Below are 23,972 nucleotides of genomic sequence, written 5' to 3'. Positions count from 1 at the left end.
GATTTGCAAATTCCTTGAAAGGAATTTGGTTGCCCATCAGTCCCCCGATGCGCGTCCCTTCGCAAGGGCGAATTTGCCCCATTCCGCGCGCTTCACACAGTTGCGATTTCTGCCACAACCGCCTAAGTCCAAGGTCATGAAACGCCCGATCCTGATCCACCCCGACCCGCGCCTCAAAAAGGTTTGCACCCCCGTGCCCGATATTTCGGACGAACTGCGGGTGTTGGCCGATGACATGCTGGAAACCATGTATGATGCGCCGGGCATTGGTCTGGCCGCGCCGCAGATCGGCGTTATGGATCGCCTTGTCGTGCTCGATTGCGTCAAGGAAGAGGACGGCCCGCCGCGCCCTCTGGTCATGTTCAACCCGCGCATCATCGCGTCCTCGGACGAGCAGAACGTCTACGAAGAGGGCTGCCTGTCGATCCCCGATCAATACGCCGAGGTCACCCGCCCCAAGATGGTGCAGGTGGAGTGGCTCGACCGCGACGGCAACCTGCAAACCGAAGAGTTCGATGGCCTCTGGGCGACCTGCGTCCAGCATGAAATCGACCACCTCGAAGGCAAGCTCTTCATCGATTACCTCAAGCCGCTCAAGCGCCAGATGATCACCCGCAAGATGGTCAAGCTCAAGAAAGAGCGCGCGCGGGAACGCGCGTGACGGCTCTGCCGATCCTGCACTGGCCCGACCCGCGCCTGTCGCAGGTCTGTGCGCCGGCTGATCCCGCCGAGGTGGGCGGGCTGATCTCCGATATGTTCGAAACGATGTATGCCGCGCCGGGGCGGGGGCTGGCTGGCCCTCAGGTCGGGGCCATGCTGCGTGTTTTTGTCATGGATGCTGGATGGAAGGACGGGGACAAGACGCCCTTGGCCTGTATCAACCCGTCGATCCTCGCTGCCTCTGACGAGTTGGTTCCCAGCGCCGAAGGTTGCCTGTCGATGCCCGGCGTCACCGCGCTGACCCAGCGCCATGCCGAAATCACGCTGGCATTCACCGACCTTGCAGGCCAGCCGCAGCAGCGCGCCCTCACCGGGTTCGAGGCGATCTGCGCCCAGCACGAGCTCGACCATCTCGATGGCATCATGCACTTTGACCGTATGGCGCCGGGGGACCGCGCCGCCCTTTTGTCCCGTTACGAGGCTTTGTCATGACCGTTCGCCCTTGTTTGCCGTACCCCGATAAGCGCTTGAAAACCAAGGCCGCTCCGGTCGAGGCCATCACCGATGAGGTCCGCGCCGTCTGGCAGGACATGATCGACACGATGGAGGATATGCCCGGCGTCGGCATGGGTGCGCCGCAGATCGGCGTGCTGCTGCGGCTTGCCGTGGTTGATGCTTCGGACGCGCGCGGGCAGGTGGTGCGCATGGCCAACCCCGAGATCCTGCACGCCTCTGTCCAGTTGCGCGAACACGAGGAAGCCAGCCCCAACCTGCCGGGCGTCTCCGCCGTGATCAAGCGCCCCCGCGCGGTGACCGTGCGCTATATGGACGAGCATGGCGAGACGGTGGAAAAGGACTTTGTCGGGCTCTGGGCGACCTCGGTCCAGCACCAGATCGACCACCTCAACGGCAAGCTTTTCATCGACCACCTTAGCCGCGCCAAACGCGACATCCTTGTGCGCCGCGCCAAGAAGCTGCGGGCCGGGTAACCCAAGCAAAAGGATCAGCTGATGCGCGTTATCTTTATGGGATCGCCCGATTTTTCCGTGCCGGTGCTGGATGCGCTGGTGCAGGCCGGGCATGAGATCGCCGCCGTCTACTGCCAACCGCCAAGGCCCGCCGGACGCGGCAAAAAGGACCGTCCGACGCCGGTCCACGCCCGCGCGCTGGACCTCGGGCTAGAGGTGCGCCATCCAGTCAGCCTGAAATCGGACGAAGAGACGGCAGCCTTCGCCGCGTTGAACGCCGATGTGGCGGTGGTGGTGGCCTATGGCTTGATCCTGCCGCAGGCGATCCTCGACGCGCCCAAGGCAGGCTGTCTGAACATCCACGCTTCGCTGTTGCCGCGGTGGCGCGGGGCCGCGCCGATCCACCGGGCGATCATGGCGGGTGACGCGCAGACCGGCATTTGCATCATGCAGATGGAAGCGGGTCTGGACACCGGCCCCGTCTTGCTGCGCGAGGCGACGGACATTGGCGCGACCGAAACCACCGGCCAGTTGCACGACCGCCTCAGCGCCATGGGCGCGGCGCTGATCGTCACCGCGCTGGATCGCTTGCCAGAGCTGACGCCCCAGCCGCAGCCCGAGGACGGCGTGACCTATGCGGCCAAGATCGACAAGGCCGAGGCCGCCGTCGACTGGACCAAATCCGCCTCCGAGATCACCCGCCAGATCAATGGCCTGTCGCCGTTTCCCGGCGCGTGGACCATGCAAGACGGTCAGCGGATCAAGCTGCTGGCCGCCGCGCCCGCCACCGGCAATGGTCCCGCAGGCACCGCGCTGGACGACGCGTTAACCATTGCCTGCGGGCAGGGGGCCTTGACCATCACCCGCGCGCAACGCGCTGGCAAAGGCGCGCAGGATGCGGCACCCTTCTTGCTCGGTAACCCGGTGCCGCGCGGCACGCAACTTGGAGGATAGGCCATGTTCCCAGTCTTGATCGGCACCGTCGTCATTGCGGGAATCATTGGCTATGCCTCTGAGAAAACAGGCTTTACCAAGAACGGCATCATCCCCAGCATCATCATCTGCGTTGGCGGTGCGTTCCTGTTCTACTTCGTCCAGATCATGTTTCACATTGGATTCCGCTCTCCGGGGCTGAATGCGATTGCGGCCTCGATCGGGGCGCTCTTGATCGTGCCAACCCACTGGCGCGGCCGCCGCTAGGGCGATTTCGGTCGCCTTCCCAGAGCCGCCGCGTTAACCTAAAACGAGGCAACAGGAGACCCCCATGCCCATCCTCTGGCTTATTGTCGTCGGCGCGGCTGCGGGCTTTGTCGCGACGCGGATCATGGACCTGAAAACTGGCCTGTTCGAAACCGTTGCCATCGGTATCGGCGGTGCCTTGATCGGCGGGCTGATCCTGCGGTTCCTCTTGGTCATCACCGGAATGGCGGCAGGCATCGTCGGGACGGTGCTGGGCGCGATTGTGCTGATTTTTATCCTAAAGGCTATCCGTCGCTAAGTCTGTGCACCTATGCACGGATCATGCGCAGTTGTCGGGCTTTGTCCGGGCGGCGCTTAGCGCTACCTCTGGGTCCAAGCGATTAGGAGGATCCCATGGGACAATTGGTACACGGCGAATGGCAAACCGGCTGGTATGACACCGACAAACACGGCGGCAAGTTCGTGCGCACCACATCCGGTTTCCGCAACTGGATCACCAAGGACGGCAGCGCCGGCCCCAGCGGCAAGGGCGGTTTCAAGGCCGAGCCGAACCGCTATCACCTGTATGTCAGCTATGCCTGCCCCTGGGCGCACCGGGCCTTGATCTTTCGCGAACTCAAGGGGTTACAAGACCTTATCACCGTTTCCGTGGTGCACCCTTACATGCTGCAAGACGGCTGGACCTTTGACAAGGATTTCGCCGGGGCGACCGGGGATACGCTGTACGACCTGCCGTTCCTGCGCGACATCTACACCAAGGCCGACCCGGATGTGTCGGGCAAGGTCACGGTGCCGATCCTCTGGGACAAGCACCAAAAAACTATCGTGTCGAACGAAAGCTCGGAAATCATCCGCATGTTCAACGAGGCGTTTGACGATCTCACCGGCAACACCGACGACTACTGGCCCCAAGAGCTGCGCGAGGCGATCGAGCCGGTGAACGCGCGCATCTATGACACGGTGAACAACGGGGTCTACAAGTCAGGCTTTGCCACTTCGCAAGAGGCCTATGATGAGGCGGTTGCCGAGCTGTTCGACAGCCTCGACTGGCTCGAAGAGCGTCTGGGCAAGGGCCGTTACCTGATGGGCGATCAGATCACCGAGGCCGACTGGCGGCTGTTCACGACGCTCATCCGCTTTGACAAGGTCTACCACGGGCACTTCAAATGTAACCGCAACCGGATCGTGGATTTCCCGAACCTGTGGGGCTACGTGCGTGAGTTGTACCAATGGCCGGGCGTCGCTGAAACGGTGAATTTCGACCATATTACAAGCCATTACTACTATAGCCACGATATGGTGAACCCCACGCGCATCGTCCCCGTCGGCCCTGATCTGGACCTGATGTCACCGCATGGCCGCGAGGTCTTGAAGGCCGCTTAATTGGCGTGCGCGTAATGCGATACCATCTCGGCAAGGTCGGATGGTTCCGTTGAGCTCGGCAGAAACGCGCAGGCGTTGGTGCTGTGTTTGAAAATCGAGCCATCCGAAAAGAATGTCGAGTCGGTGACAAACACCACCCGCGCGTCCGGCTGTCGAAACTGGGCAAAGTCCGCCACCGCGAGCGATGCGCCGCCCTTTAGGCGCACGTTCATCACGATGACTTGGAACGCCATCTGGTCGATCAGGTCGAATGCCGCGTCTACCGTCGTCGCCACGACAACCTCAGCGCCCATCCTTTCGAGATGGCGCTTCCACAGCGCGGCCAGAGGCACGGTGCTCTCGGCGATCAGTATTTTCACTGTAGCAACTCCGATGGACTCAGGTGGTGCCTCCCGCCATCAGGATTCGTTCACGAAGCTGAATAAAACGTTAACGCGCGAATTTGTTCAAAGAACACAGGTGGAACGTTGGCAATTTGCTGCGCATTCCTGTCCTTGCTTGCCCGCCGCGTCCTGCTAGTCTGCGCGCCAACGCAGCGAATGAGGTAGGACATGCGGATAAAAGCAGCGATCTTGGGATGCCTGATGGCCAGCGCGGCACAGGCACAAAGCGTCCCTTGCGGCGGGGGATTCGGATCGTTCGTCGACGGGCTCAAGGCCGAGGCCATCGCCGGCGGGCATGACGCCGCCACGGTGAACCGCTTTTTCGCAGGCGTCAGCCAAAGCGCAGCGGTGCTCAAGGCCGACCGCCGTCAGGGCATCTTTCAGGACCCGTTCATCACCTTTTCGCGCAAGTTGATCAGCCAGAGCCGTCTCGACAAGGGGCGTCAGATGGGCCAGCGCTATGCCTCGGTCTTTGATCGCATCCAGACCGATTACGGCATCGCGCCGGGGGTTTTGCTGGCCTTTTGGGCGTTTGAAACCGATTACGGCGCGTTCCAAGGGGATTTCAACACCGCAAACGCGCTGGTGACCCTGGCCCATGACTGCCGCCGCCCCGAGATTTTCCGACCGCAGATTTTCGCTGCGCTGACGCTGTATGAGCATGGCGATTTCGACCCGCGCACGACCACCGGCGCCTGGGCGGGCGAGATCGGCATGGTGCAGATGCTGCCCAAGGATATCCTTGAAAACGGCGTTGATGGCGACGGCGACGGGCATGTGACGCTGAAAACCTCGGCGCCTGATGCGCTGCTGTCCGGGGCCAAGATGCTCAGCCATCTCGGTTGGCGTCCGAACGAGCCGTGGCTTCAGGAAATCACCATGCCCGCCGATTTCGACTGGTCCCAGACGGGCCTTGAGGTGACCAAATCCGTCGCCGAATGGGAACAGCTTGGCGTGCGCGCGCGCGCGGGGCAGCTGGACGACGGGCGCTTGCAGGCGTCGATCATCCTGCCGCAGGGGCGTTTCGGCCCCAAGTTCATCGCCTACCCGAATTTCAACGTCTATTTCGAGTGGAATCAAAGCTTTACCTACGTTCTGACCGCGGCCTATTTCGGCACCCGCCTGATGGGCGCGCCGGTTTACGATGCGGGCAACCCAGAACCGGGCTTGCAAGGCGCGCAGATGAAGCAGCTTCAGACCAAACTCGCTGCCATGGGCTATGACGTGGGCGCGATTGACGGCATCCTTGGCGCGGGCACCCGCGCGGCGGTGCGCGATGTGCAAGCGAAACTGGGAATGCCCGCCGACGCTTGGCCGACGGCTGAGTTGTTGAACCGGCTGTAAAACAGCGCAGGGGGCCATCGCGCCCCCTTTCCTTTAGGAAATGATCTCGAACTTGGTCACATCGACCATGCCCCGGTCGGTGATCTTGAGCGCCGGAATGACCGGCAGCGCCAGAAAGGCCAGCTGCAAGAACGGCTCTTCCAGCGTGACACCCAAGGATTTAGCCGCCTCTCGCAGCGCGACGAGGTGATCCCGCACCACTTCGAACGGCTCCAGCGACATGAGGCCCGCGACCGGCAACGCCAGCTCGGCCAGCACCTCGCCATCCTTGACCACGACAAAGCCGCCCTCGATCTCTGACAGCCGGTTCGCCGCCGCGGCCATGTCGTCGTAGGACACCCCCACGCAGGCGATGTTGTGGTGGTCATGGCAAACGGTCGAGGCAATCGCCCCCGCCTGCAACCCGAACCCGCGCACGAATCCCGTCGCGATATTGCCGTTCTTGCCGTGTCGCTCGACCACGGCGATGCGCACCAGATCGCGGCTGACGTCCGGGGCCTTGTCGCCATCGACGATCTCGATGTCCTCATGCAGGTGGTCGGTCAGGATCTGGCCTTCGCGAATGCCGATCACGTCGGTTTCGGCCTTGTTGGCGCGGGCGCGGAAATCGCTTGGCGTTACGCGCGGCGCCTTGACTGATCCGCGCCCCACGGGGTCGATCACCTCGCGCGCCGCAAAGGCCGCATCATTCAGCACAACGCCCCCCGCCATCACCAGCCGCGCATCGCAATCCTCCAGCGAGCCAAGCGCGACGATGTCCGCCCGCTTGCCCGGCGCGATCATGCCGCGATCCTTCAGGCCAAAGGCCTCGGCCGCCGACAGGCTCGCCGCGCGGTACACGGCCAAGGGCGATGTCCCAAGGGAAATCATCTCGCGGATCATATAGTCCAAGTGCCCATATTCCCCGATATCCAAGGGGTTACGGTCGTCGGTGCACAGACACATATAGGGCGCGGTCCGCTCATCCAGCAGCGGGCGCAGCGCGTGCATATCCTTGGACACCGACCCTTCGCGGATCAAAACCCGCATCCCCTTGCGCAGTTTTTCCAAGGCCTCCTCGGCGCTGGTCGCCTCATGCTCGGTCCGAATGCCAGCGGCCACATAGGCGTTCAAATCCTTGCCCGACAGCAGGGGGCAATGCCCGTCCACATGCCCGCCCTCGAACAATCGCAGCTTGGCCATTGCCTCCGGGTCGCGGTAAATCACGCCGGGATAGTTCATGAACTCCGCCAGCCCAAGCCCCGACGGATGCCCCATGAGCCCGGCAATGTCCTCGGCCACCAGCTCGGCCCCGGCGGTCTCCATATGGGTCGAGGGCACACAAGACGACAGCTGCACGCGAATATCCATCAGCGTCCGCATCGAGGCCTCTTGGAAATAGCGCACGCCCTCGGCGCCGATCACATTGGCAATCTCATGCGGGTCGCAAATCGCCGTGGTCACCCCGCGTGGCCCGACGCAGCGATCAAACTCGAACGGCGTCACAAGGGACGACTCGATATGCAAATGCGTGTCAATAAACCCCGGCACCAGCACAAGGCCCGACACATCAATGACCTCGCGCCCTTCGTAGGCGTCAAACACCCCGACGATCACGCCATCACAAATTGCCACATCGCCGTCCAGCATCTCGCCGGTGATCAGGTCGAACACCCGCCCGCCGCGCAAGACGATATCCGCCACCTCATCGCCGCGCCCCTGCGCAATCCGCCGCTCCAAATCCGCCATGCCGTTCCCTCTGCTACGCACAGAAAACTAAAGCACACCCCCCAAAGACACGCCACCCACCCCTTCTTCTCTTTCCAAATATCCCGGGGGAGGCCGCAAGGCCGGGGGCAGAGCCCCTTTTTGCTCACCTGTGGCAGAGCGCCCTTTTTGCCCTTATGAACAGAGACCCCATCGCAAATTTGGCCCCTGAAAATCTGCCTTTCAGGACGTGGTTGCAAAACCCAACGCAAAATCGTTCACTGCCCGCAAATCAAAAACAGGGAGCCTCCAATGACCCGTCTTCTCACCTCCGCCCTCGCGCTTGGCCTCGCCACGCAGGCCGCCGCAAACTGCGACAGCGTCACCTTCTCGGACGTCGGCTGGACCGACATCACCGCCACCACCGCCGCGACCACGCTGGTGTTGGACGCGCTGGGCTATGAAACCGACATCAAGGTCCTCTCCGTGCCGGTGACCTACACCTCCATGGCCGAAGGCGACATCGACGTCTTCCTTGGCAACTGGATGCCCACGATGGAGGCCGACATCGCCCCCTACCGTGACGCGGGCACCGTCGACACCGTGCGCGCCAACCTCGAAGGCGCGAAATACACGCTCGCTACCAACGCCAAAGGCGCCGAGCTGGGCATCAAGGACTTCGCCGACATCGCCGCCCAGGCCGATGCGCTGGACGAAACCATCTACGGCATCGAGCCGGGCAACGATGGCAACCGTCTGATCATGGACATGATCTCGGCCAACGCCTTTGGTCTCGACGGCTTTGACGTCAAGGAAAGCTCCGAGCAGGGGATGCTCGCGCAGGTGGGCCGCGCCGTGAAACGCGAAGAGCCGGTCGTCTTCCTCGCGTGGGAGCCGCACCCGATGAACGCCAACTACGACCTGACCTACCTGACCGGTGGCGACGACTACTTTGGCCCGAACCTCGGCGGTGCAACCGTCTACACCAACACCCGCGCGGGCTATGTGGACGCCTGCCCGAACGTGGGCAAGCTGCTGACGAACCTCGAATTCTCCCTCGCGATGGAGAACGAGATCATGGGCGCCATCCTCGATGACGGCGCAGAGCCCCAGGACGCGGCCAAGGCATGGCTGTCCGCCAACACCGGCGTGCTGGACGGCTGGCTCGACGGTGTGACCACCAAGGACGGCAGCGACGCGATGGCGGCGGTCAAAGCGGCGCTGAACTAAGCCTACCCTGATAAACCTTAAGGCCCCGTCACCCGGCGGGGCCTTTTTCATGCGCCTTTGCATCGAATTGTCGGCAAATGGCAGGGCAGGATGAAAGGAGCGGTTAACTCTCCACGCGGTATCCATGTCTAGCTCAAAAGGGGCTGGGCTGTTTAGGAACGCTTGCGAGGATCGCGCCATGTATACGCCGATTATTCTGGGAACCGGACTGACCGGCTATAACTACGTCGCGCGCACCCGCGACGAGCAGCAGGAAGTGATGCAGAAATCACCCCAGGTGAACCGCGATACCACCTATTTCAAAGAGAAAATGCAGACCATCCAGACCTCGGACGAGCTGCTGGATGATCGCGCGCTTTTGCGTGTGGCGCTTGGTGCCTTTGGCTTGGACGAAGACGTCAACAACCGTGCTTTCCTCAAGAAAATCCTCGATTCGGATCTGACCGATCGCCTGTCTTTGGCCAACCGTCTGTCTGACAAACGTTACCTCGCCTTTGCCAAGGCCTTTAACTTCGCCGGCGAGACGGCGCAGACCCCCGATACCCGCACCGGCTCTGAGGTGGCCCAAGCCTTGGCCGATGTCGAAAGCGCCGATGACCTGCTGAACGATCCCTCCTTGCTGCGTGCGACGCTCAAGAACTTCGGTTTGGAAAAGGATGTGGGCAACACCTATTTCCTCAAGCAAGTGCTCGAATCTGACGTCACCGACGAGACCTCCTTTGCCAACCGGCTTGGGGATGCGCGCTATGCCGAACTGGCCGAGGCCTTTGGCTTTGCGCAAAAGGTCAATCGCCCCGATGGCATCTACGGCTTTGCCGAAATCTTCGAGGGCCGCGTCGAGGATTTCCAAACCGCCGAGGACCTGTTTGACGACCCCGAAGCCTTTGCCGCCACGCTCAGCATTTTCGGCCTCGAAGATGACCAATACAACATCGATTTCCTCACCGATGTGCTCAACTCTGACCTTGGCGACCCCGAGTCCGTGGCCAATCAGCAGGACAACCCCAACTACGTCGCCATGACCAAACTGTTCGGTTTCTTCGACCGGGCCGAAGCGGTGGCCAATGATTGGACCTTTGACAGCAAGTTGCAGGACTATGTCGACGTCATGTCCACCCGCATGGACGAGCAGATCGAACAGCCCAAAGACCTGTTCAACGACGTGCGTCTGATGTTGGCGACCTTCAACCTGTTTGACCTGCCGTCGCGCGATGACCGCGTCTCCTTTGCCAGCCGCATTCTGGAATCCGACCGGGATGTGCCGACCTCGCTGGTCAACTCCATCACCGACCCGCGCTATCAGGCCTTTTACAACGCCTTCGATTTCACCGAACCGCCTCAGGGGCGCGTCTATCCCGAAGGGTTTGCCGACGCGATTGTTGAGAACTACCTGGACCGCCAGTTCGAAATCGCCGCCGGTGAGGCCGATCCCACCATGCGCGTGGCCCTGTCGATCGAACGCGACCTAAGCCAACTGCTGAGCAACTCCACCGCAAATGATTCGCGGTGGTACGGCGTCATGGCGTCGAAACCCCTGCGCGAAGTCTTTGAGACCGTCTTTCAACTGCCGTCGGACAGCTTTGGCACGCTGGACGTGGAACGCCAGCTCGAAGACCTCAAGGCCCGCGCCGAACGGTTCTTTGGCACGGATAAACTGGCGGATTTTGCCAATGACGACAATCTCAAGGAACTGCGCCGCCGGTATCTGGTACAAAAGGAGGCACTGAATTTCGCGCCGGTGTCCTCTACCAACGTTGTGCTGAGCCTGCTAAGCGGGGCATCCGCCGGTGGTGGGCTGTTGGGCTCTTGATTGCGTATTGCGCAATCAGCAAATCCGCATCACGCATAAACTTGGGGCGCTGACCCAAGCTGCCGCTTTCCATTCGTACCGCTTCCCGTTTATATTGACTGGCGAGTTAATAAACGGGGGCGCGCGTGGACTGGCTGACCGAGAACAAAATCCCAGTGGGGGACGTGGCAGAGGCCGCATTCGACTGGGCGCAGGATCACGGCGAAACCCTGTTTGATGCGATGGCCTTCGCGATGGAAGCGTTGATCGACGGCATCCTTTGGGTGCTGCAAACGCCGCCGCCCTTGGCTGTTGTCCTTGTGTTTGTCGCCGCGACCTTTGCCCTGCACCGCCGGTGGCAGCCCGCGCTGCTGGTGCTGCTCGGCTTTCTGTTCATCCTCAACCAAGGCTATTGGGAAGAAACGACCGAGAGCTTGACGCTGGTTCTTTCGGCCTGCGTCGTTTGCATGGGGATCGGCGTGCCCATCGGTATCGCGGTGGCCCATCGGCCAAGGCTCTATGCGTGGATGCGCCCCATCCTCGACCTGATGCAGACCCTGCCGACCTTTGTCTATCTTATTCCGGCCATTGTGTTTTTCGGCATCGGCATGGTGCCCGGTCTGATCGCCACGGTGATCTTTGTCGTGCCCGCGCCGATCCGGTTGACCCACTTGGGCATCTCGTCGACCCCCAAGGCTCTGATCGAAGCGGCCGACGCATTTGGCGCGACCCCCAGCCAAAAACTGTGGAAGGTCGAGCTGCCCTCGGCCCTGCCGCAGATTATGGCGGGGCTGAACCAGACCATCATGCTGTCGCTGTCGATGGTGGTGATCGCGGCGCTTGTCGGAGCCGATGGCCTTGGCGTGCCGGTGGTGCGGGCGCTGAACCGAGTGGACACGGGGCTGGGCTTTGAGGCCGGTCTGATCATCGTCGTCGTCGCGATCATGCTGGATCGCGCCCTGCGCTGGGAGGGCCGCAAATGACCGCCGTTTCCTTTGACAACGTCTCGATCATCTTTGGCGAGCAGCCGCACAAAGCCTTGCCGCTCGCCGATCAACACCAGTCGCGCGCCGAAATTCAGGACGCCACGGCCCAGGTCCTTGGCGTGCACAATTGCTCGCTTGACGTCGAAGAGGGCGAGATCTTGGTGCTTATGGGCCTGTCCGGCTCGGGCAAGTCAACTTTGTTGCGTGCGGTCAATGGGTTGAACCCGGTGGTGCGCGGCGCGGTGCGGGTGCATGACGGGCAAGAGATGGTCGATGTGACATCCTGTTCGGGGCAAAAGCTGCGTGAGATGCGCCAGAGCCGCGTCGCCATGGTGTTCCAGCAATTCGGCCTGCTGCCGTGGCGGACCGTGGCGGAAAACGTCGGTTTCGGCTTGGAGCTGGCGGGGCAATCGACGGCGAAACGCACCGAAACGGTCAAGCAGCAACTGGCGCTTGTGGGCCTGTCCGACTGGGCCGATCACAAAGTCGGCGAGCTGTCCGGTGGGATGCAGCAGCGCGTCGGTCTGGCCCGCGCCTTTGCCACGCAGGCCCCGATCCTGTTGATGGATGAGCCGTTTTCGGCGCTTGATCCGTTGATTCGGACGCGGCTTCAGGACGAGCTGCTCGACCTGCAACGCGACCTCAAGCGCACCATCATCTTTGTCAGTCACGACCTCGACGAGGCGTTCAAGATCGGCAACCGCATCGCCATCATGGAAGGCGGGCGGATCGTGCAGGTCGGCACCCCGCGCGAGATCTTTTCGAACCCGGCGTCGGACTATGTGGCTGAATTCGTTGCGAATATGAACCCGCTGGGGGTGCTGACCGCCCGCGACGTGATGGAGCCGGGGACCGGCCAGCAAAGCACAGACATCGAAACGCCGATCCGCGAGTTGATGCCCCTGCTGCGTCACGGCCCGCTGACCGTCATGGAAAACGGCACCGCCATGGGCCGCGTGACCACCGACAGCCTTGTGGCGCGGCTGTCGGCGTAAGGCTTAACGGATCAGGCGCTTGATCCCGGCGGCGTGGGCGGGGCCCGCGCCAATCGTGTCGGCGCACAGATCGCGGGCGGCGTCCAGCACGTCGCCCTCGACGATGCGGTCGATCAGACCCCATGTCAGCGCTTCTTCGACCGGGATTTTCTGACCGGCCATCAGGATCATCTTGGCGCGGCTGGTCCCGGCCAGCGCGGCCAAGCGCACGGGGTCGGAGGGCTGCGGCAGAAAGCCGAGCTTCATCACCGGGTAAAACACCTTGGCCCCCGGCACCGAAATCCGCAGATCGCAGGCGAGGAACATGCCCATGGCGCCGCCCGCCACCGTACCGTTCAGCGCGCAGACAGTCAGCCCATCGAGCCGCGCAATCGCCCCCGACAGCCGTTCCCACAGCGGCGAGACCGCCAGCCCGGCGCGCGCCGCGTCCAGATCGGCCCCGGCGGAAAAGACCTTGCCCGCGCCGGTCAGCACCAGCGCGCGCGCCTCTCGGGCGCTTTCGGCAATCTCGCACAGGTGTCCGAGCATCTCGGGCGTTAGCGAGTTCGCCTTTTCGGGGCGGTTGATCGTGGCAATCCACAGCCCATCGTCTTGTTTTACAAGGTCAATCATGCCAGCCCCAAGGTCTTGCGGATACCTTCGTCGCGCAGGGAAATCTCGTCCCCGAGGAACCCGTCAGCCGCCTCGGACGCCATCCAGACCAAAGCCTTGGCGGGCCATTCGGGCGGCACATGGTCGGACCAGTCCAGCTGGCTGACCGGGTTGATGCCGCTGGCCTTGATGTCGCGCTGCATCTGCGTGGCGACCGTGCCAGGGGACAGCGAAATCGCGCGGATGCCCTGATCGCCGTATTCCTTGTGCACCATCTTGGTCAGCATCAGGGCCCCGGCCTTGGACGAACAGTACTGCGACCAGCCTTCGACCGGGCCGTGCGCCGCGCCCGAACCGATGGTCAGGATCGAGCCGCTGCCTTGCTCCAGCATGACCGGCAAGCCCGCGCGCATCCCGTGAAAAACGCCCTTGAGGTTGATGTCGATGACTTCGCCCCATTTGTCGGGGTCGGCCTCGGCCATGCGCGCGATCGGCTCAATCACGCCGGCGTTGTTCACCAGAATATCGAGGCTGCCGTGCGCCTTGAGGCAATTTGCCACGGCCTGCTCGAACTCCCAGTAGCGGGCAATATCGCAGGGGATCGCAACCGCTTGCGCGCCGATTTCCCCCGCCAGTTCGGCAATCGCCTCGGCCGATCGGGCGACCAGCGCCACCTTGGCCCCGGCAGCGGCAAAGGCGCGGGCGGCCTCTGCGCCGATGCCGCGGCTGGCGCCTGTGATCATCACTGTCTTGCCGGTCAAATCCATGGGATGCCTCCTGAAGCTGTGTCGAAAATCGTGGTAAAGGCTGAAGAGTATGGAATCCAGTCCCTTGACCATTGCGCCCATGGCCCCGAAGTTGAAAGCACAGATTTAAGAACACTCAGAGAGGTGGATTATGAAACGCTATGCAACGGCCTCGGCGCTTGCGCTGATCGCGATGGCAGGCCCGTCGTTCGCGGATGTGACGCCCCAGCAGGTCTGGGACGACCTCGAAACCTACTACGCGAACAGCCTTGGCTATCCGGTCACGGCGACCGAGACGATGGACGGCACCTCTTTGGTTCTGAGCGACATCACCTTTGGGGTCGACATCCCCGAAGAGGACGCGCGCGTCGACATCAAGATGCCGCAGATCACGCTGGCCGACAACGGCGACGGGACGGTCACCATGACCCTGCCGGACAGCGCGCCGATCACGGTTTTCATCAACGAAGATGGCGAGCAGGTGGGCGAAGTGGTGGTCGAGATGACCGCGCCGTCGTTCAAGGCGCTGATCTCGGGCACCGAGGCCAGCATGAACTACGACATTTCTGCTGATCAGCTGGGCTATACCCTGACCAAGCTGGTGGCCGAGGGCGAAGAGATCACCCGCGACATGCTGCGCGCCGATGTGGCCATGGGGCCGATCTCGGGCACCATGTCGGTAATGAACTCGGATGGCCTGCGGTCGATGGCGCAGGAATTTTCCTATGGTAACCTGACCTATGATCTGGCCTTCCAAGAGCCGGGCGGTTCGGATGCGGGCATGTTCAAGGGGATGCTGAACGGGCTGTCCGTGGCGGGCGAAACCGCGATCCCGACGGATGTCGATTTCGAAGACCCCACCGCGCTGTTCGGCTCTGGGCTGATGATCGACCTCGTCATGGCGCACCAAGGTGGGCAGACCGATTTCTCGGTGACCGAGCGCAAGGGCACCACTGTCGGCAAGATGTCGTCTGACGCGGGTGAATTTGGCGTCGCCTTCTCGGCAGAGCAGATGATCTACGCCGTCTCGGCCACCGCGCTGGATGTCGAGCTGTCCGGCCCCGAGCTGCCGCTGCCGATCAGCTTTGCGATGCAGGATCTGGGCTTCAGCTTTGAGCTGCCGCTGAAAAAGTCGGACGCGCCGCAGGATGCGTCGATCTCGCTGGTGCTGGCAGAGTTCACCATGGCGGACATGCTGTGGAACATCTTTGATCCCGGCGCGATCCTGCCGCGCGATCCGGCCACCGTGGCCGCCAACCTCGAGGCCAAGGTCACGCCCTACGTCGATCTGGCGGACGAAGAGACCTACGACGTGGATGTCCCCGGCGAGCTGAACGAAGTCACCCTGACCGATCTGGTGATCTCGGCTGCGGGCGGCACGATCCTTGGCGAAGGCGCGTTCACCTTTGACAACTCTGATCTGGACAGCTTTGACGGGATGCCGCGCCCCGAAGGCCAGCTGGATTTTCAGATTTCCGGGGCCAATGGCTTGATCGACAACCTGATCACCATGGGGCTGCTGCCGGAACAGGATGCCATGGGCGTGCGCATGATGCTGGGCATGTTCACCGTGCCGGGCGACGAGCCGGACACCGCGACCTCGTCCATCGTGGTGAACGAGCAGGGCCACGTGCTGGCGAACGGTCAGCGGATCAAGTGACCTTAGACAGGTTCGATGCGAGAAGGGCGGGGTGTGATCCCCGCCCTTTTTGGTTTTTTGCTCAGTCGCGCAGGGCGGGCAGGCCGACCCCGGTGCTGTCAAAGCCGCCATCCACAGCGACGATCTGCCCGGTGACGTAGGACGCCTTTTCGGAACAGAGGAAACAGATCACCTCGGCCAGTTCCCGCTCTGACCCGTAGCGGTTCAGCGGGATGGCGTCGTGATAGGCGGCGATGATTTCGGGCGAGTGCACGGCCATCGAAAGCTTGGTTTTGACCGGGCCGGGGGCGACGCAGTTGACGCGGATGTTGTATTCGCCCAGCTCGGCGGCATGCTGTTTGGTCAGCTGGATGACAGCGGCCTTGGAGGTGCCATAGGCCACCCGCAGCGTCGAGGCGCGCAGACCCGAGATCGAGGCGATATTGAGGATCGCGCCCTGGGTTTCTTTCAGCGCGTCGGTGCAGGCCTGGGTGCACAGGAAGACGCCGTCGAGGTTCGTTTCCATCACCCGGCGCCACATGTCAAAGGTGCAGTCCTTGACCGGGCCGAATTCGGCCACGCCCGCGTTGTTGACCAGCGCGTCGATGCGCCCCGCAAAGGCCAGCGTGTCGCGCACCATGGCGTCGACTTCCTGCGGGTTGGACACGTCGCGGATGATCGCCTGGACGTTGTCACGCTCGGCGGCGACCTTGGTCAGTTCCTCGCCGTCGCGGTCGATCATGGCGACGCGCCAGCCCATTTCCAGAAACAGGTCCGTGGTGGCCAAGCCGATGCCGCGCGCGGCCCCGGTGACGAGTGCGCATTTTTGGTCCATGAAGTCCTCCCATCGTGTTTGGGGCAATCTTGCATGGGACCGGGGGCGGGGGAAGGCTGCTGCGGGATTTGGCTTTGGTGAAAAACTGAAGGGTGCGTTTAGTTTTTCTGTTGGGGGGCGTCATACCGAAGGTGTGCAATTGGGGAAGGAGGGGGGCGTTGCCCCGTCACACCGGAGGTGTGCAACTTAAGACTAAGGGGGGCGTTGCCCCCCGGCCCGATGGGCCTCCCCCCAGGATATTTGTAAAGAGAAGAAGCGGAGGGCGTCAGCGCATGAGGTCGGGGAGGTCACCTGTCAGGCCCGCGGCTTCGCGAATGAAAGAGCGGCGCAGGCTGGGGGCGGCGTTGATGGCGGCCATGCCGAGGTCGCGGATGCCGCGCAGAAGCGGATTGTCGTTCGAGAACAGGCGGTTGAACAGGTCCGTCGAGGCCGCAAGGCTGGCGGTGTCAAAGCGGCGCCAGCTTTGGTAGCGGGCGAGCGCCTGCGGGGAGGCGAAGTCTTCGCCGCGGCGCGTTGCATGGGCGATCACATGGGCGAGGGCGGCGACATCGCGCAGCCCGGCGTTCAGCCCTTGGCCCGCGATCGGGTGCATCCCGTGGGCGGCGTCCCCCACCAGAGCGAGGCGGGTGCCGATGAAGCTGTTCGCCAGCGTCAGGTTCAGCGGATAGGTAAAGCGCTGGCCTGCAAGGGAAATCTCTCCAAGGAAGTCGCCAAAGCGCGGACGCAGGATATCGAGGTAGTCGGCATCGGGCAGGGCGTTGATCGCCTCGGCGCGCGTTTCCTTTTCGCTCCAGACGATGGAGGAGCGGTTGCCGGTCAGTGGCAGGATCGCAAGCGGGCCGGGCGGCAAAAAGAGCTGGTGCGCGGTGCCGTTATGCGGCTTTTCGTGAGCGATGGCGCAGACCAGCGCGGTCTGGCCGTAGCCCCAGCCGGTACGCTGGATGCCCGCGCGTTCGGCGGTGCCACTGCGGCGGCCGTCGGCGCCGATCAGCAAACGGCCGGTCAGGGTCTCGCCGCTGTCCAGCGTGACTTGGGCGCGCTCCAGCGTGGTGTTTTGGGCGATCACGCGCGTCTCGGGGCGCTGGGTGATCAGCGGGCTTGCCTCCATCGCGGAAATCAGCGCGCGGCGCAGGTAGCGGTCCTCAAGCATGTAGCCCATGGGGCCTTCTTCGATCTCGGCGCTGTCGAAATGCAGGCCGAGAAAGACCTCGGCGTCGCCCACGCGCCCGTCAGAGACCTTGATCTGCCGCATCGGTTGGGCGTCATCCGCCAGCGCGTCCCACAGGCCCAGCCCCACCAGCATCCGCTGCGAGGACAGCGCCAGCGCGTAGGAGCGCCCGTCAAAATCGCTCGCCTGCCGTGCCGCGATGGGCAGGGCGTCGATCACGACAGAGGACAGGCCGCTTTGCGCGGCGGCGAGGGCAAGGGCAGGGCCGTTGAGGCCGCCGCCGACGATGATCAGATCATGTTCCATGCCGCGTAATATGGCCCCTTTGCCGGGATTGTCCATGCGCTGGTCTGCCGCTACCGTGAGGCCAGGCAAGAGGGGCATGAGATGAGCGATTTCCACGACACAAGCGCCGCCGATCTGGGGCGGGCCATCGCGGCGGGCGACCTTGATCCGGTTGAATTGACACAAGGTTTTCTGGATCGCGCGGCGGGGCATGACCTGGCCGGGCGTATCTATGCGCGCATGACCGAAGGCCGCGCCCTTGCAGAGGCAGAGGCAGCCCGCGACCGCGCCCGGCTGGGTCTACGCCGTCATGCGCTGGACGGGGTGCCGATCAGTTGGAAGGACCTGTTCGACACGGCGGGGGTGGAAACCTGCGCCGGGTCGGATTTGCTGGCGGGGCGGGTGCCTGCGCGCGACGCCTGGGTGCTGGAGAACGCGACGCATAACGGGCTGGTGTGCTTGGGCAAGACCCATATGTCCGAGCTGGCGTTCTCCGGGCTGGGGCTGAACCCGGTGACCGCGACCTCGCCTTGCGTCAACGACCTTGATGCCGTGTCGGGCGGCTCGTCGTCGGGCGCAGCGACCTCGGTGGCCTTTGGGTTGGCGGCGGCGGCGGTGGGGTCGGACACCGGCGGGTCGGTGCGCATCCCGGCGGCGTGGAACGATTTGGTGGGGTTGAAAACCACCTCGGGGCGGTTGCCCTTGACCGGGGTTGTGCCGCTGGCGGCCAAGTTCGACACCATCGGGCCGCTGTGCCGCACGGTCGAGGACGCGGCGCTGATGCTGTCTGCCTTGGAGGGGCGCGCGGCTCCCGATCTGGCCGGCGCGTCGGTCAAGGGGCGGCGCTTGGCCGTCTTGGAAACCACCGTCTTGGAGGATCTGCGCGACGCCCCGAAAGCGGCCTACGAGGACGCGCTGAAGCGGCTGGAGCAGGCGGGGGCCGAGCTGGTGCCGTTCAGTTTCGACGGGGTGATCGACGCCATGGGCGATGCCGGTATCCTTTATACGTCAGAGGCTTGGGCCACGTGGCGGCACGCGATTGAGGCCGAGCCGGACAAGATGTTTGTGCCGATCCGCGAGCGGTTCGAGGCGGGCAAGCTGCCGAGCGCTGCCGATTACGTCGCCGCCTGGCAGAGGCTGGACGCCACCCGCGCCGCTTGGGCGCAGGCCACGGCGGGCTTTGACGCGGTGATCTGCCCGACCGCGCCGATCTTGCCGCCCAACGCAGACCGCTTGCTGAGCGATGGTGACTATTACGTGACCGAGAACCTCTTGGCGCTGCGCAACACCCGTGTGGGTAACCTGATGGGGGGCTGCGGGCTGACCCTGCCGACGACCACGCCGTCTTGTGGCCTAATGTTCATCGGCCCCGATATGGCGGAACATCGCCTGCTGCGGCTGGGCGCGGCGATTGAGCCGATCCTGCGCGGTTAACCAAAAAGACGGGCAGATGCGGCTTTCGCGCCACACCGCCCGTCCGCCCCGCCTTGGTGATGGACAGACCCCCCCTAAATTCCGTATCCTGCGGCAAAAGCGGGGCGAAAATGATCCCGTAACTCTGAGGCAGTGCTAAACCATGTTCCCCGAGCGGTTCTCGAACCTTCCGGCCTATGCTTTCCCGCGTTTGCGCGCTTTGCTCGACGTGCACGCGCCCGGCGGGCCTGTGCGTCACATGTCGATTGGCGAGCCGAAACACGCCTTTCCCCAGTGGATTACAGACATCATCACCGAAACGGCAGCCGATTTTGGCCGCTATCCGCCCAATGAGGGCACGCCCGAACTGCGCGCCGCCATCGCGGGTTGGCTGGACCGCCGCTATGGGGTGACGGTCGATCCCGACACGCAGGTGATGGCCCTGAACGGCACGCGCGAGGGGCTGTACAATGCCGGGATGGCCTTGGCGGCTGAGCAAAAGAACGGCCAAAAGCCGGTCTTCCTCATGCCGAACCCGTTCTATCAGGTCTATATGATCTCGGCGATTTCCACCGTGTCCGAGCCGGTCTTTGTGCCTGCGACCAAGGACAGCGGCCACCTGCCGGACTTTACCGCGCTGGACGCCGCCACGCTGGACCGCGCGACGCTGTGCTACATTTGCTCGCCCGCCAACCCCCAAGGGGTCATGGCCAGCGCCGACTACTGGCAAGAGCTGATTTCGCTGGCCGAAAAGCACGATTTCCAGATCATGGCGGACGAATGCTATTGCGAGCTTTACCGCTATGAGGCCCCCGCCGGGGCGCTGGAAATCGCCCGCAAGATGGGCGCGCACCCCGAACGGGTGCTGACCTTCCACTCGCTGTCCAAGCGGTCCAACCTGCCGGGGCTGCGCTCTGGCTTTGTGGCGGGCGGGCCCGAAAGCATCGCCCGGATGAAGCAGCTGCGCGCCTATGCCGGTGCGCCGATCCCGCTGCCTTTGCAGCACGCGTCGGAAAAGCTGTGGGACGACGAGGCGCATGTGGCCGAAAACCGCGCGCTCTATGCGGAAAAATACGACATGGCGGACCGGATATTTGGCAACGTGCCGGGGTATGAGCCGCCGCAAGCGGGCATGTTCCTGTGGCTGCCGGTCGAGGATGGCGAGGCCGCGACGCTGCGGCTGTGGCAGGAAACCGGCGTGCGCGTTTTGCCGGGCGAATACCTGTCCAAGGACGTCCCCGGCACGCCCAATCCGGGCAAAGGATACTTCCGCGTGGCGATCGTTGCGCCCGCGGAAGAAACAGAGGCGGGCCTGACGTTGATCAGGGACTGTCTCTTTGAATAATAAAAAGACGAGGCAAGGCATGGCATCTTATCAGGCACGGGGGCGCGACCCCTTGTTCGACGCAGACACGGCGCTGACGTTGGAAAAGCGTGGACGAGAGCTGATCGGGATCGTGTTGGTGGTGATCGGGCTGATGGCTTCGGCGATGATCGCGTCCTACACTCCGGACGATCCGTCGTGGATCGCGGCGACCGACGCCCCGGTGCAGAACTGGATGGGCCGCCTTGGCGCCTATATCGCAGCGCCCTTGTTCATGATCGTTGGCCTTGGGTCCTGGGCGCTGGCGCTGGTGTTCCTGACGTGGGGTGTGCGCATGGTGCTGCACCGCGAAGAGGGCCGGATGTTCTGGTGCCTGATTATGTCGCCCGCTTGGGTGCTGATGTGTTCGGTCTATGCCTCGGGCCTGCCGCACAGCGCCACGTGGAGCCATGATTTCGGCCTTGGCGGGCTGTTCGGTGACATGATGATGGGCTCGCTGCTGAACCTTTTGCCGATGTCGCTGGCGGCGGGGCTGAAGCTGATGCAGCTGATCCTTGGTGTCGGGATTCTGGCGATGGGCGCCTTTGTGCTGGGCTTTACCCGGCCTGAACTGGCGCGCCTTGGCCGCTTCCTGGTGGTCGGCGTTGTCATGAGCTACGCGCAGCTGGTGCGCGTTCTTGGTCTTGGGGCCAGCGGGGCCGCCCGTGCCGCGCAGCGCGCGCAGGCCGCACAGGCACAGCGCCGCGAGCAGCGTCAGGCCGAGGCCGCCGCCTTTGCCGCCGAGCAAGACGCCTATGCCCACGCCGAACCGCCCGTGACGGCCCCGAGCGCTGCCATGCCCGCCGCGCCGCGCGTGCGCCGCACCGAGACGGTCTATGACCCTGATTTGCTTGAGGACGACGCCCAGCCCGAGTTTGCCTTGGACGTGCCTGCGCCTGCGCCAGAGCCGGAAAAGACCGGCTTTTTGTCGCGGATGCCGTCCCTCATTCGCCGTGCCGATCCCGATCCCATGCCCGAACCCGATCTGGTCGAGGAACTGGTTGACCACGACATGGACGCCCCCGGCGAGGACCGCATCAAGGCCAAGATCGCCCGCGCCGTGAACTCTCGGAAAAAGACCGGCCCGACCGTGTCCTTTACCCAGCCCGACCCGTCCAAGCCCCTGACCAAGGGGCGGGGGCACGGCCCGCGTCCGATGATCTTTAACCCGGCTGTGCGCCCCGGTGGGTCGATCCCCGCCGAGCCGCCCTTGACCGCCGCCGCGCGTGAGCTGCCGCCCGAGCCGCCGCTGACCGCCTCGGCGCGGATGCCCGAGGCCGCGATGCCCGAGGTCGCCATGCCCGCGCCCCCGGCGATGCCGCCGCGCGCCCCGGTGGACGAAAACGCCTATGCGGGGCTGAGCGATTTCGACGATTACGGCGACGAGGGCGCCGAGTTCATCGAGCTGGACAGCTTTGACGAACCCGAGCAGCCCAACATCACTTACAAAGAGCCGTCCTACTTGCAGCCCGAGCCTGAGCCGGAGTATGACGCAGGCTACGACGCCAGCTATGACGACGACGTGCAGACGTATCAGGCCGACCCGGCCCCGGTGCCGATCCAGCGCGGCGGCGTGGTGCCCATGCCCGAGCCCAAGAAGGTCGTGCAAAAGCCTGTGCGCAAGCCGATCCTGCCGTCCAAACGCGCGCAGGCCGAGGCCCAGCCCAGCCTGCAATTCGACGACCACAAGGCGGACTACGAACTGCCGCCGCTGAACCTGTTGATGTCGCCGGACCAGATCGAGCGTCACCACCTGTCCGATGAGGCTCTGGAAGAAAACGCGCGGATGCTGGAAAGCGTGCTCGACGACTATGGCGTCAAGGGCGAGATCGTCAGCGTGCGCCCCGGTCCCGTGGTCACCATGTACGAGCTTGAACCCGCGCCGGGTCTGAAAGCGTCGCGCGTGATCGGTCTGGCCGATGACATCGCGCGGTCCATGTCGGCGCTGTCGGCGCGTGTGTCCACCGTGCCGGGCCGCAGCGTGATCGGCATCGAACTGCCCAATGACAAGCGCGAGATGGTCTGCTTCCGCGAGATCCTCGCGGGGCGCGAGTTTGGCGATGGCAACCATAAGCTGCCGCTGGCTTTGGGCAAGGACATTGGCGGCGATCCCGTGGTGGCGAACCTGGCCAAGATGCCTCACCTGTTGATTGCGGGGACCACCGGGTCTGGTAAGTCCGTGGCGATCAACACGATGATCCTGTCGCTGCTGTACAAGCTGACGCCGGACGATCTGCGTCTGGTGATGATCGATCCCAAGATGCTGGAACTTTCGGTCTATGACGGCATTCCGCACCTGCTGTCCCCGGTTGTGACCGACCCGAAAAAGGCGGTTGTGGCGCTGAAATGGGTCGTCGGCGAGATGGAAGACCGCTATCGCAAGATGTCCAAGATGGGCGTGCGCAACATCGACGGCTACAATGGCCGCGTGGCCGATGCGCTGTCCAAAGGCGAGATGTTCGAGCGCACCGTTCAGACGGGCTTTGACGATGAGACCGGCGAGCCGATCTTTGAAACCGAACAGATCGAGCCGAAAAAGATGCCCTATATCGTCGTGATCGTCGACGAGATGGCCGACCTGATGATGGTGGCGGGCAAGGAGATCGAAGCCTGCATCCAGCGTCTGGCGCAGATGGCACGTGCGTCCGGTATTCACCTGATCATGGCGACGCAGCGCCCCTCGGTCGACGTTATCACCGGCACGATCAAGGCGAACTTCCCCACGCGGATTTCCTTCCAGGTGACGTCGAAAATCGACTCGCGGACGATCCTGGGCGAGATGGGCGCAGAGCAGCTGCTGGGCATGGGGGACATGCTGTACATGGCGGGCGGGGCCAAGATCACCCGCTGCCACGGCCCGTTCTGTTCGGACGAAGAGGTCGAAGAGATCGTCAACCACCTCAAGGCCTTTGGTCCGCCCGAGTATGTGTCGGGCGTGGTACAAGGCCCGGACGAGGACAAGGCCGACAATATCGACGCGGTACTGGGCCTGAACACCGGCGGGAACACCACCGGCGAGGATGCGCTGTACGATCAGGCGGTGGCGATTGTCATCAAGGACCGCAAATGCTCGACCTCTTATATCCAGCGCAAGCTGGGGATTGGCTACAACAAGGCCGCGCGTCTGGTGGAGCAGATGGAGGACGAGCAGATCGTCTCGCCGGCGAACCACGTGGGCAAGCGTGAGATTCTTGTGCCGGAGGCGCAGTAGAAGGGGACATGGGGGCGTCACACCGGAGGTGTGCAGGGGGCCAGCCCCCGGCCTGCGGCCTCCCCCGGGATATTTTGAAAAGAGAAGAAGGGCGGGG

The 23,972-nt window shown here is 63.5% G+C and carries 22 protein-coding genes; 16 read left to right on the top strand and 6 right to left on the bottom strand.

Annotated elements, in window-relative coordinates; genetic code table 11:
* The first annotated feature begins 136 nt into the window (after nucleotides 1-136).
* From def (B9A11_RS10240) to B9A11_RS10210, 7 genes are all read left to right on the top strand, one after another.
* On the top strand, nucleotides 137-661 hold the full coding sequence (gene def, locus B9A11_RS10240) for a peptide deformylase (protein WP_058247441.1): 525 nt from the start codon (nucleotides 137-139) through the stop codon (nucleotides 659-661).
* The gene (def, locus tag B9A11_RS10235) at nucleotides 658-1,152 is read left to right on the top strand and encodes a peptide deformylase (protein ID WP_058247440.1); all 495 of its coding nucleotides are present in this window, start codon (nucleotides 658-660) and stop codon (nucleotides 1,150-1,152) included. Before def (B9A11_RS10240) ends, def (B9A11_RS10235) begins: the two co-directional genes overlap by 4 nt.
* Nucleotides 1,149-1,649 (top strand): peptide deformylase, encoded by a 501-nt coding sequence (def, locus tag B9A11_RS10230; RefSeq protein ID WP_058247439.1) that lies wholly within the window; start codon nucleotides 1,149-1,151, stop codon nucleotides 1,647-1,649. Before def (B9A11_RS10235) ends, def (B9A11_RS10230) begins: the two co-directional genes overlap by 4 nt.
* Before the next feature lie 21 nt (nucleotides 1,650-1,670).
* Nucleotides 1,671-2,582, top strand: coding sequence for a methionyl-tRNA formyltransferase (fmt, locus tag B9A11_RS10225; protein WP_058247438.1), 912 nt, complete (start codon nucleotides 1,671-1,673; stop codon nucleotides 2,580-2,582).
* Nucleotides 2,583-2,585: 3 nt separating this feature from the next.
* Nucleotides 2,586-2,828, top strand: coding sequence for a hypothetical protein (locus B9A11_RS10220; protein ID WP_058247437.1), 243 nt, complete (start codon nucleotides 2,586-2,588; stop codon nucleotides 2,826-2,828).
* Between the two features lie 64 nt (nucleotides 2,829-2,892).
* Nucleotides 2,893-3,126, top strand: a complete 234-nt coding sequence (locus B9A11_RS10215; RefSeq protein WP_058247436.1) for a GlsB/YeaQ/YmgE family stress response membrane protein — start codon at nucleotides 2,893-2,895, stop codon at nucleotides 3,124-3,126.
* Between the two features lie 95 nt (nucleotides 3,127-3,221).
* Nucleotides 3,222-4,211: a glutathione S-transferase family protein gene (locus tag B9A11_RS10210; RefSeq protein ID WP_058247435.1), complete on the top strand. Its 990-nt coding sequence runs from the start codon at nucleotides 3,222-3,224 to the stop codon at nucleotides 4,209-4,211.
* On the opposite strand, the gene B9A11_RS10205 is transcribed toward B9A11_RS10210, so the two are convergent.
* A complete protein-coding gene (locus B9A11_RS10205) occupies nucleotides 4,208-4,570 on the bottom strand; it encodes a response regulator (protein WP_058247434.1) in 363 nt (120 codons plus the stop codon). The two genes, B9A11_RS10210 and B9A11_RS10205, sit on opposite strands and share 4 nt — an antisense overlap.
* A 192-nt stretch (nucleotides 4,571-4,762) precedes the next feature.
* Here B9A11_RS10205 and B9A11_RS10200 point away from each other — a divergent pair, with 192 nt between their 5' ends.
* A complete protein-coding gene (locus B9A11_RS10200; protein ID WP_058247433.1) occupies nucleotides 4,763-5,938 on the top strand; it encodes a lytic murein transglycosylase in 1,176 nt (391 codons plus the stop codon).
* A 33-nt stretch (nucleotides 5,939-5,971) separates the two neighbouring features.
* On the opposite strand, the gene ade is transcribed toward B9A11_RS10200, so the two are convergent.
* Nucleotides 5,972-7,666, bottom strand: coding sequence for an adenine deaminase (gene ade, locus B9A11_RS10195; RefSeq protein ID WP_058247432.1), 1,695 nt, complete (start codon nucleotides 7,664-7,666; stop codon nucleotides 5,972-5,974).
* 270 nt (nucleotides 7,667-7,936) lie between these two features.
* Between ade and choX the strand changes: the two genes are divergently transcribed.
* The 4 genes from choX to choV all read left to right on the top strand — a co-directional run bounded on the left by choX (nucleotide 7,937) and on the right by choV (nucleotide 12,624).
* The gene (choX, locus tag B9A11_RS10190; RefSeq protein ID WP_058247431.1) at nucleotides 7,937-8,854 is read left to right on the top strand and encodes a choline ABC transporter substrate-binding protein; all 918 of its coding nucleotides are present in this window, start codon (nucleotides 7,937-7,939) and stop codon (nucleotides 8,852-8,854) included.
* A gap of 178 nt (nucleotides 8,855-9,032) precedes the next feature.
* Nucleotides 9,033-10,664 (top strand): DUF1217 domain-containing protein, encoded by a 1,632-nt coding sequence (locus B9A11_RS10185; RefSeq protein WP_058247430.1) that lies wholly within the window; start codon nucleotides 9,033-9,035, stop codon nucleotides 10,662-10,664.
* A 125-nt stretch (nucleotides 10,665-10,789) separates the two neighbouring features.
* Nucleotides 10,790-11,626 (top strand): choline ABC transporter permease subunit, encoded by an 837-nt coding sequence (gene choW / locus B9A11_RS10180; RefSeq protein WP_058247429.1) that lies wholly within the window; start codon nucleotides 10,790-10,792, stop codon nucleotides 11,624-11,626.
* Nucleotides 11,623-12,624, top strand: coding sequence for a choline ABC transporter ATP-binding protein (choV, locus tag B9A11_RS10175; protein WP_058247428.1), 1,002 nt, complete (start codon nucleotides 11,623-11,625; stop codon nucleotides 12,622-12,624). Before choW ends, choV begins: the two co-directional genes overlap by 4 nt.
* Before the next feature lie 3 nt (nucleotides 12,625-12,627).
* Here choV and B9A11_RS10170 read toward each other — a convergent pair whose 3' ends face one another.
* Nucleotides 12,628-13,236 carry an enoyl-CoA hydratase/isomerase family protein gene (locus tag B9A11_RS10170; RefSeq protein WP_058247427.1) on the bottom strand — a complete coding sequence of 203 codons (609 nt, stop codon included), beginning with the start codon at nucleotides 13,234-13,236 and terminating at the stop codon, nucleotides 12,628-12,630.
* Nucleotides 13,233-13,982: an SDR family oxidoreductase gene (locus tag B9A11_RS10165; RefSeq protein ID WP_058247426.1), complete on the bottom strand. Its 750-nt coding sequence runs from the start codon at nucleotides 13,980-13,982 to the stop codon at nucleotides 13,233-13,235. The genes B9A11_RS10170 and B9A11_RS10165 overlap by 4 nt, the downstream gene beginning before the upstream one ends.
* A 130-nt stretch (nucleotides 13,983-14,112) precedes the next feature.
* Between B9A11_RS10165 and B9A11_RS10160 the strand changes: the two genes are divergently transcribed.
* Nucleotides 14,113-15,621: a DUF2125 domain-containing protein gene (locus B9A11_RS10160; RefSeq protein WP_058247425.1), complete on the top strand. Its 1,509-nt coding sequence runs from the start codon at nucleotides 14,113-14,115 to the stop codon at nucleotides 15,619-15,621.
* 61 nt (nucleotides 15,622-15,682) lie between these two features.
* Here the strand turns inward: B9A11_RS10160 and B9A11_RS10155 are convergent, their stop codons facing one another.
* Nucleotides 15,683-16,435: an SDR family NAD(P)-dependent oxidoreductase gene (locus B9A11_RS10155; protein ID WP_058247424.1), complete on the bottom strand. Its 753-nt coding sequence runs from the start codon at nucleotides 16,433-16,435 to the stop codon at nucleotides 15,683-15,685.
* Nucleotides 16,436-16,700: 265 nt separating this feature from the next.
* A complete protein-coding gene (locus B9A11_RS10150) occupies nucleotides 16,701-17,945 on the bottom strand; it encodes a UbiH/UbiF/VisC/COQ6 family ubiquinone biosynthesis hydroxylase (protein ID WP_083499828.1) in 1,245 nt (414 codons plus the stop codon).
* A gap of 45 nt (nucleotides 17,946-17,990) precedes the next feature.
* Here B9A11_RS10150 and B9A11_RS10145 point away from each other — a divergent pair, with 45 nt between their 5' ends.
* From B9A11_RS10145 to B9A11_RS10135, 3 genes are all read left to right on the top strand, one after another.
* Entirely contained in the window at nucleotides 17,991-19,322 is a 1,332-nt protein-coding gene (locus tag B9A11_RS10145; protein ID WP_058247422.1) for an amidase, read from the top strand.
* A gap of 142 nt (nucleotides 19,323-19,464) precedes the next feature.
* Nucleotides 19,465-20,646 (top strand): aminotransferase class I/II-fold pyridoxal phosphate-dependent enzyme, encoded by a 1,182-nt coding sequence (locus B9A11_RS10140; protein ID WP_058247421.1) that lies wholly within the window; start codon nucleotides 19,465-19,467, stop codon nucleotides 20,644-20,646.
* 19 nt (nucleotides 20,647-20,665) lie between these two features.
* Nucleotides 20,666-23,875, top strand: coding sequence for a DNA translocase FtsK (locus tag B9A11_RS10135; RefSeq protein ID WP_058247420.1), 3,210 nt, complete (start codon nucleotides 20,666-20,668; stop codon nucleotides 23,873-23,875).
* Nucleotides 23,876-23,972 lie beyond the last annotated feature (97 nt).

The sequence above is a fragment of the Tropicibacter naphthalenivorans genome (assembly GCF_900176475.1).
In the GTDB taxonomy this organism is placed as follows: Bacteria; Pseudomonadota; Alphaproteobacteria; order Rhodobacterales; family Rhodobacteraceae; genus Tropicibacter; species Tropicibacter naphthalenivorans.
The sequence above is the reverse complement of the archived record's forward strand: the minus strand, read 5'-3'. Positions and strand labels throughout refer to the sequence as shown.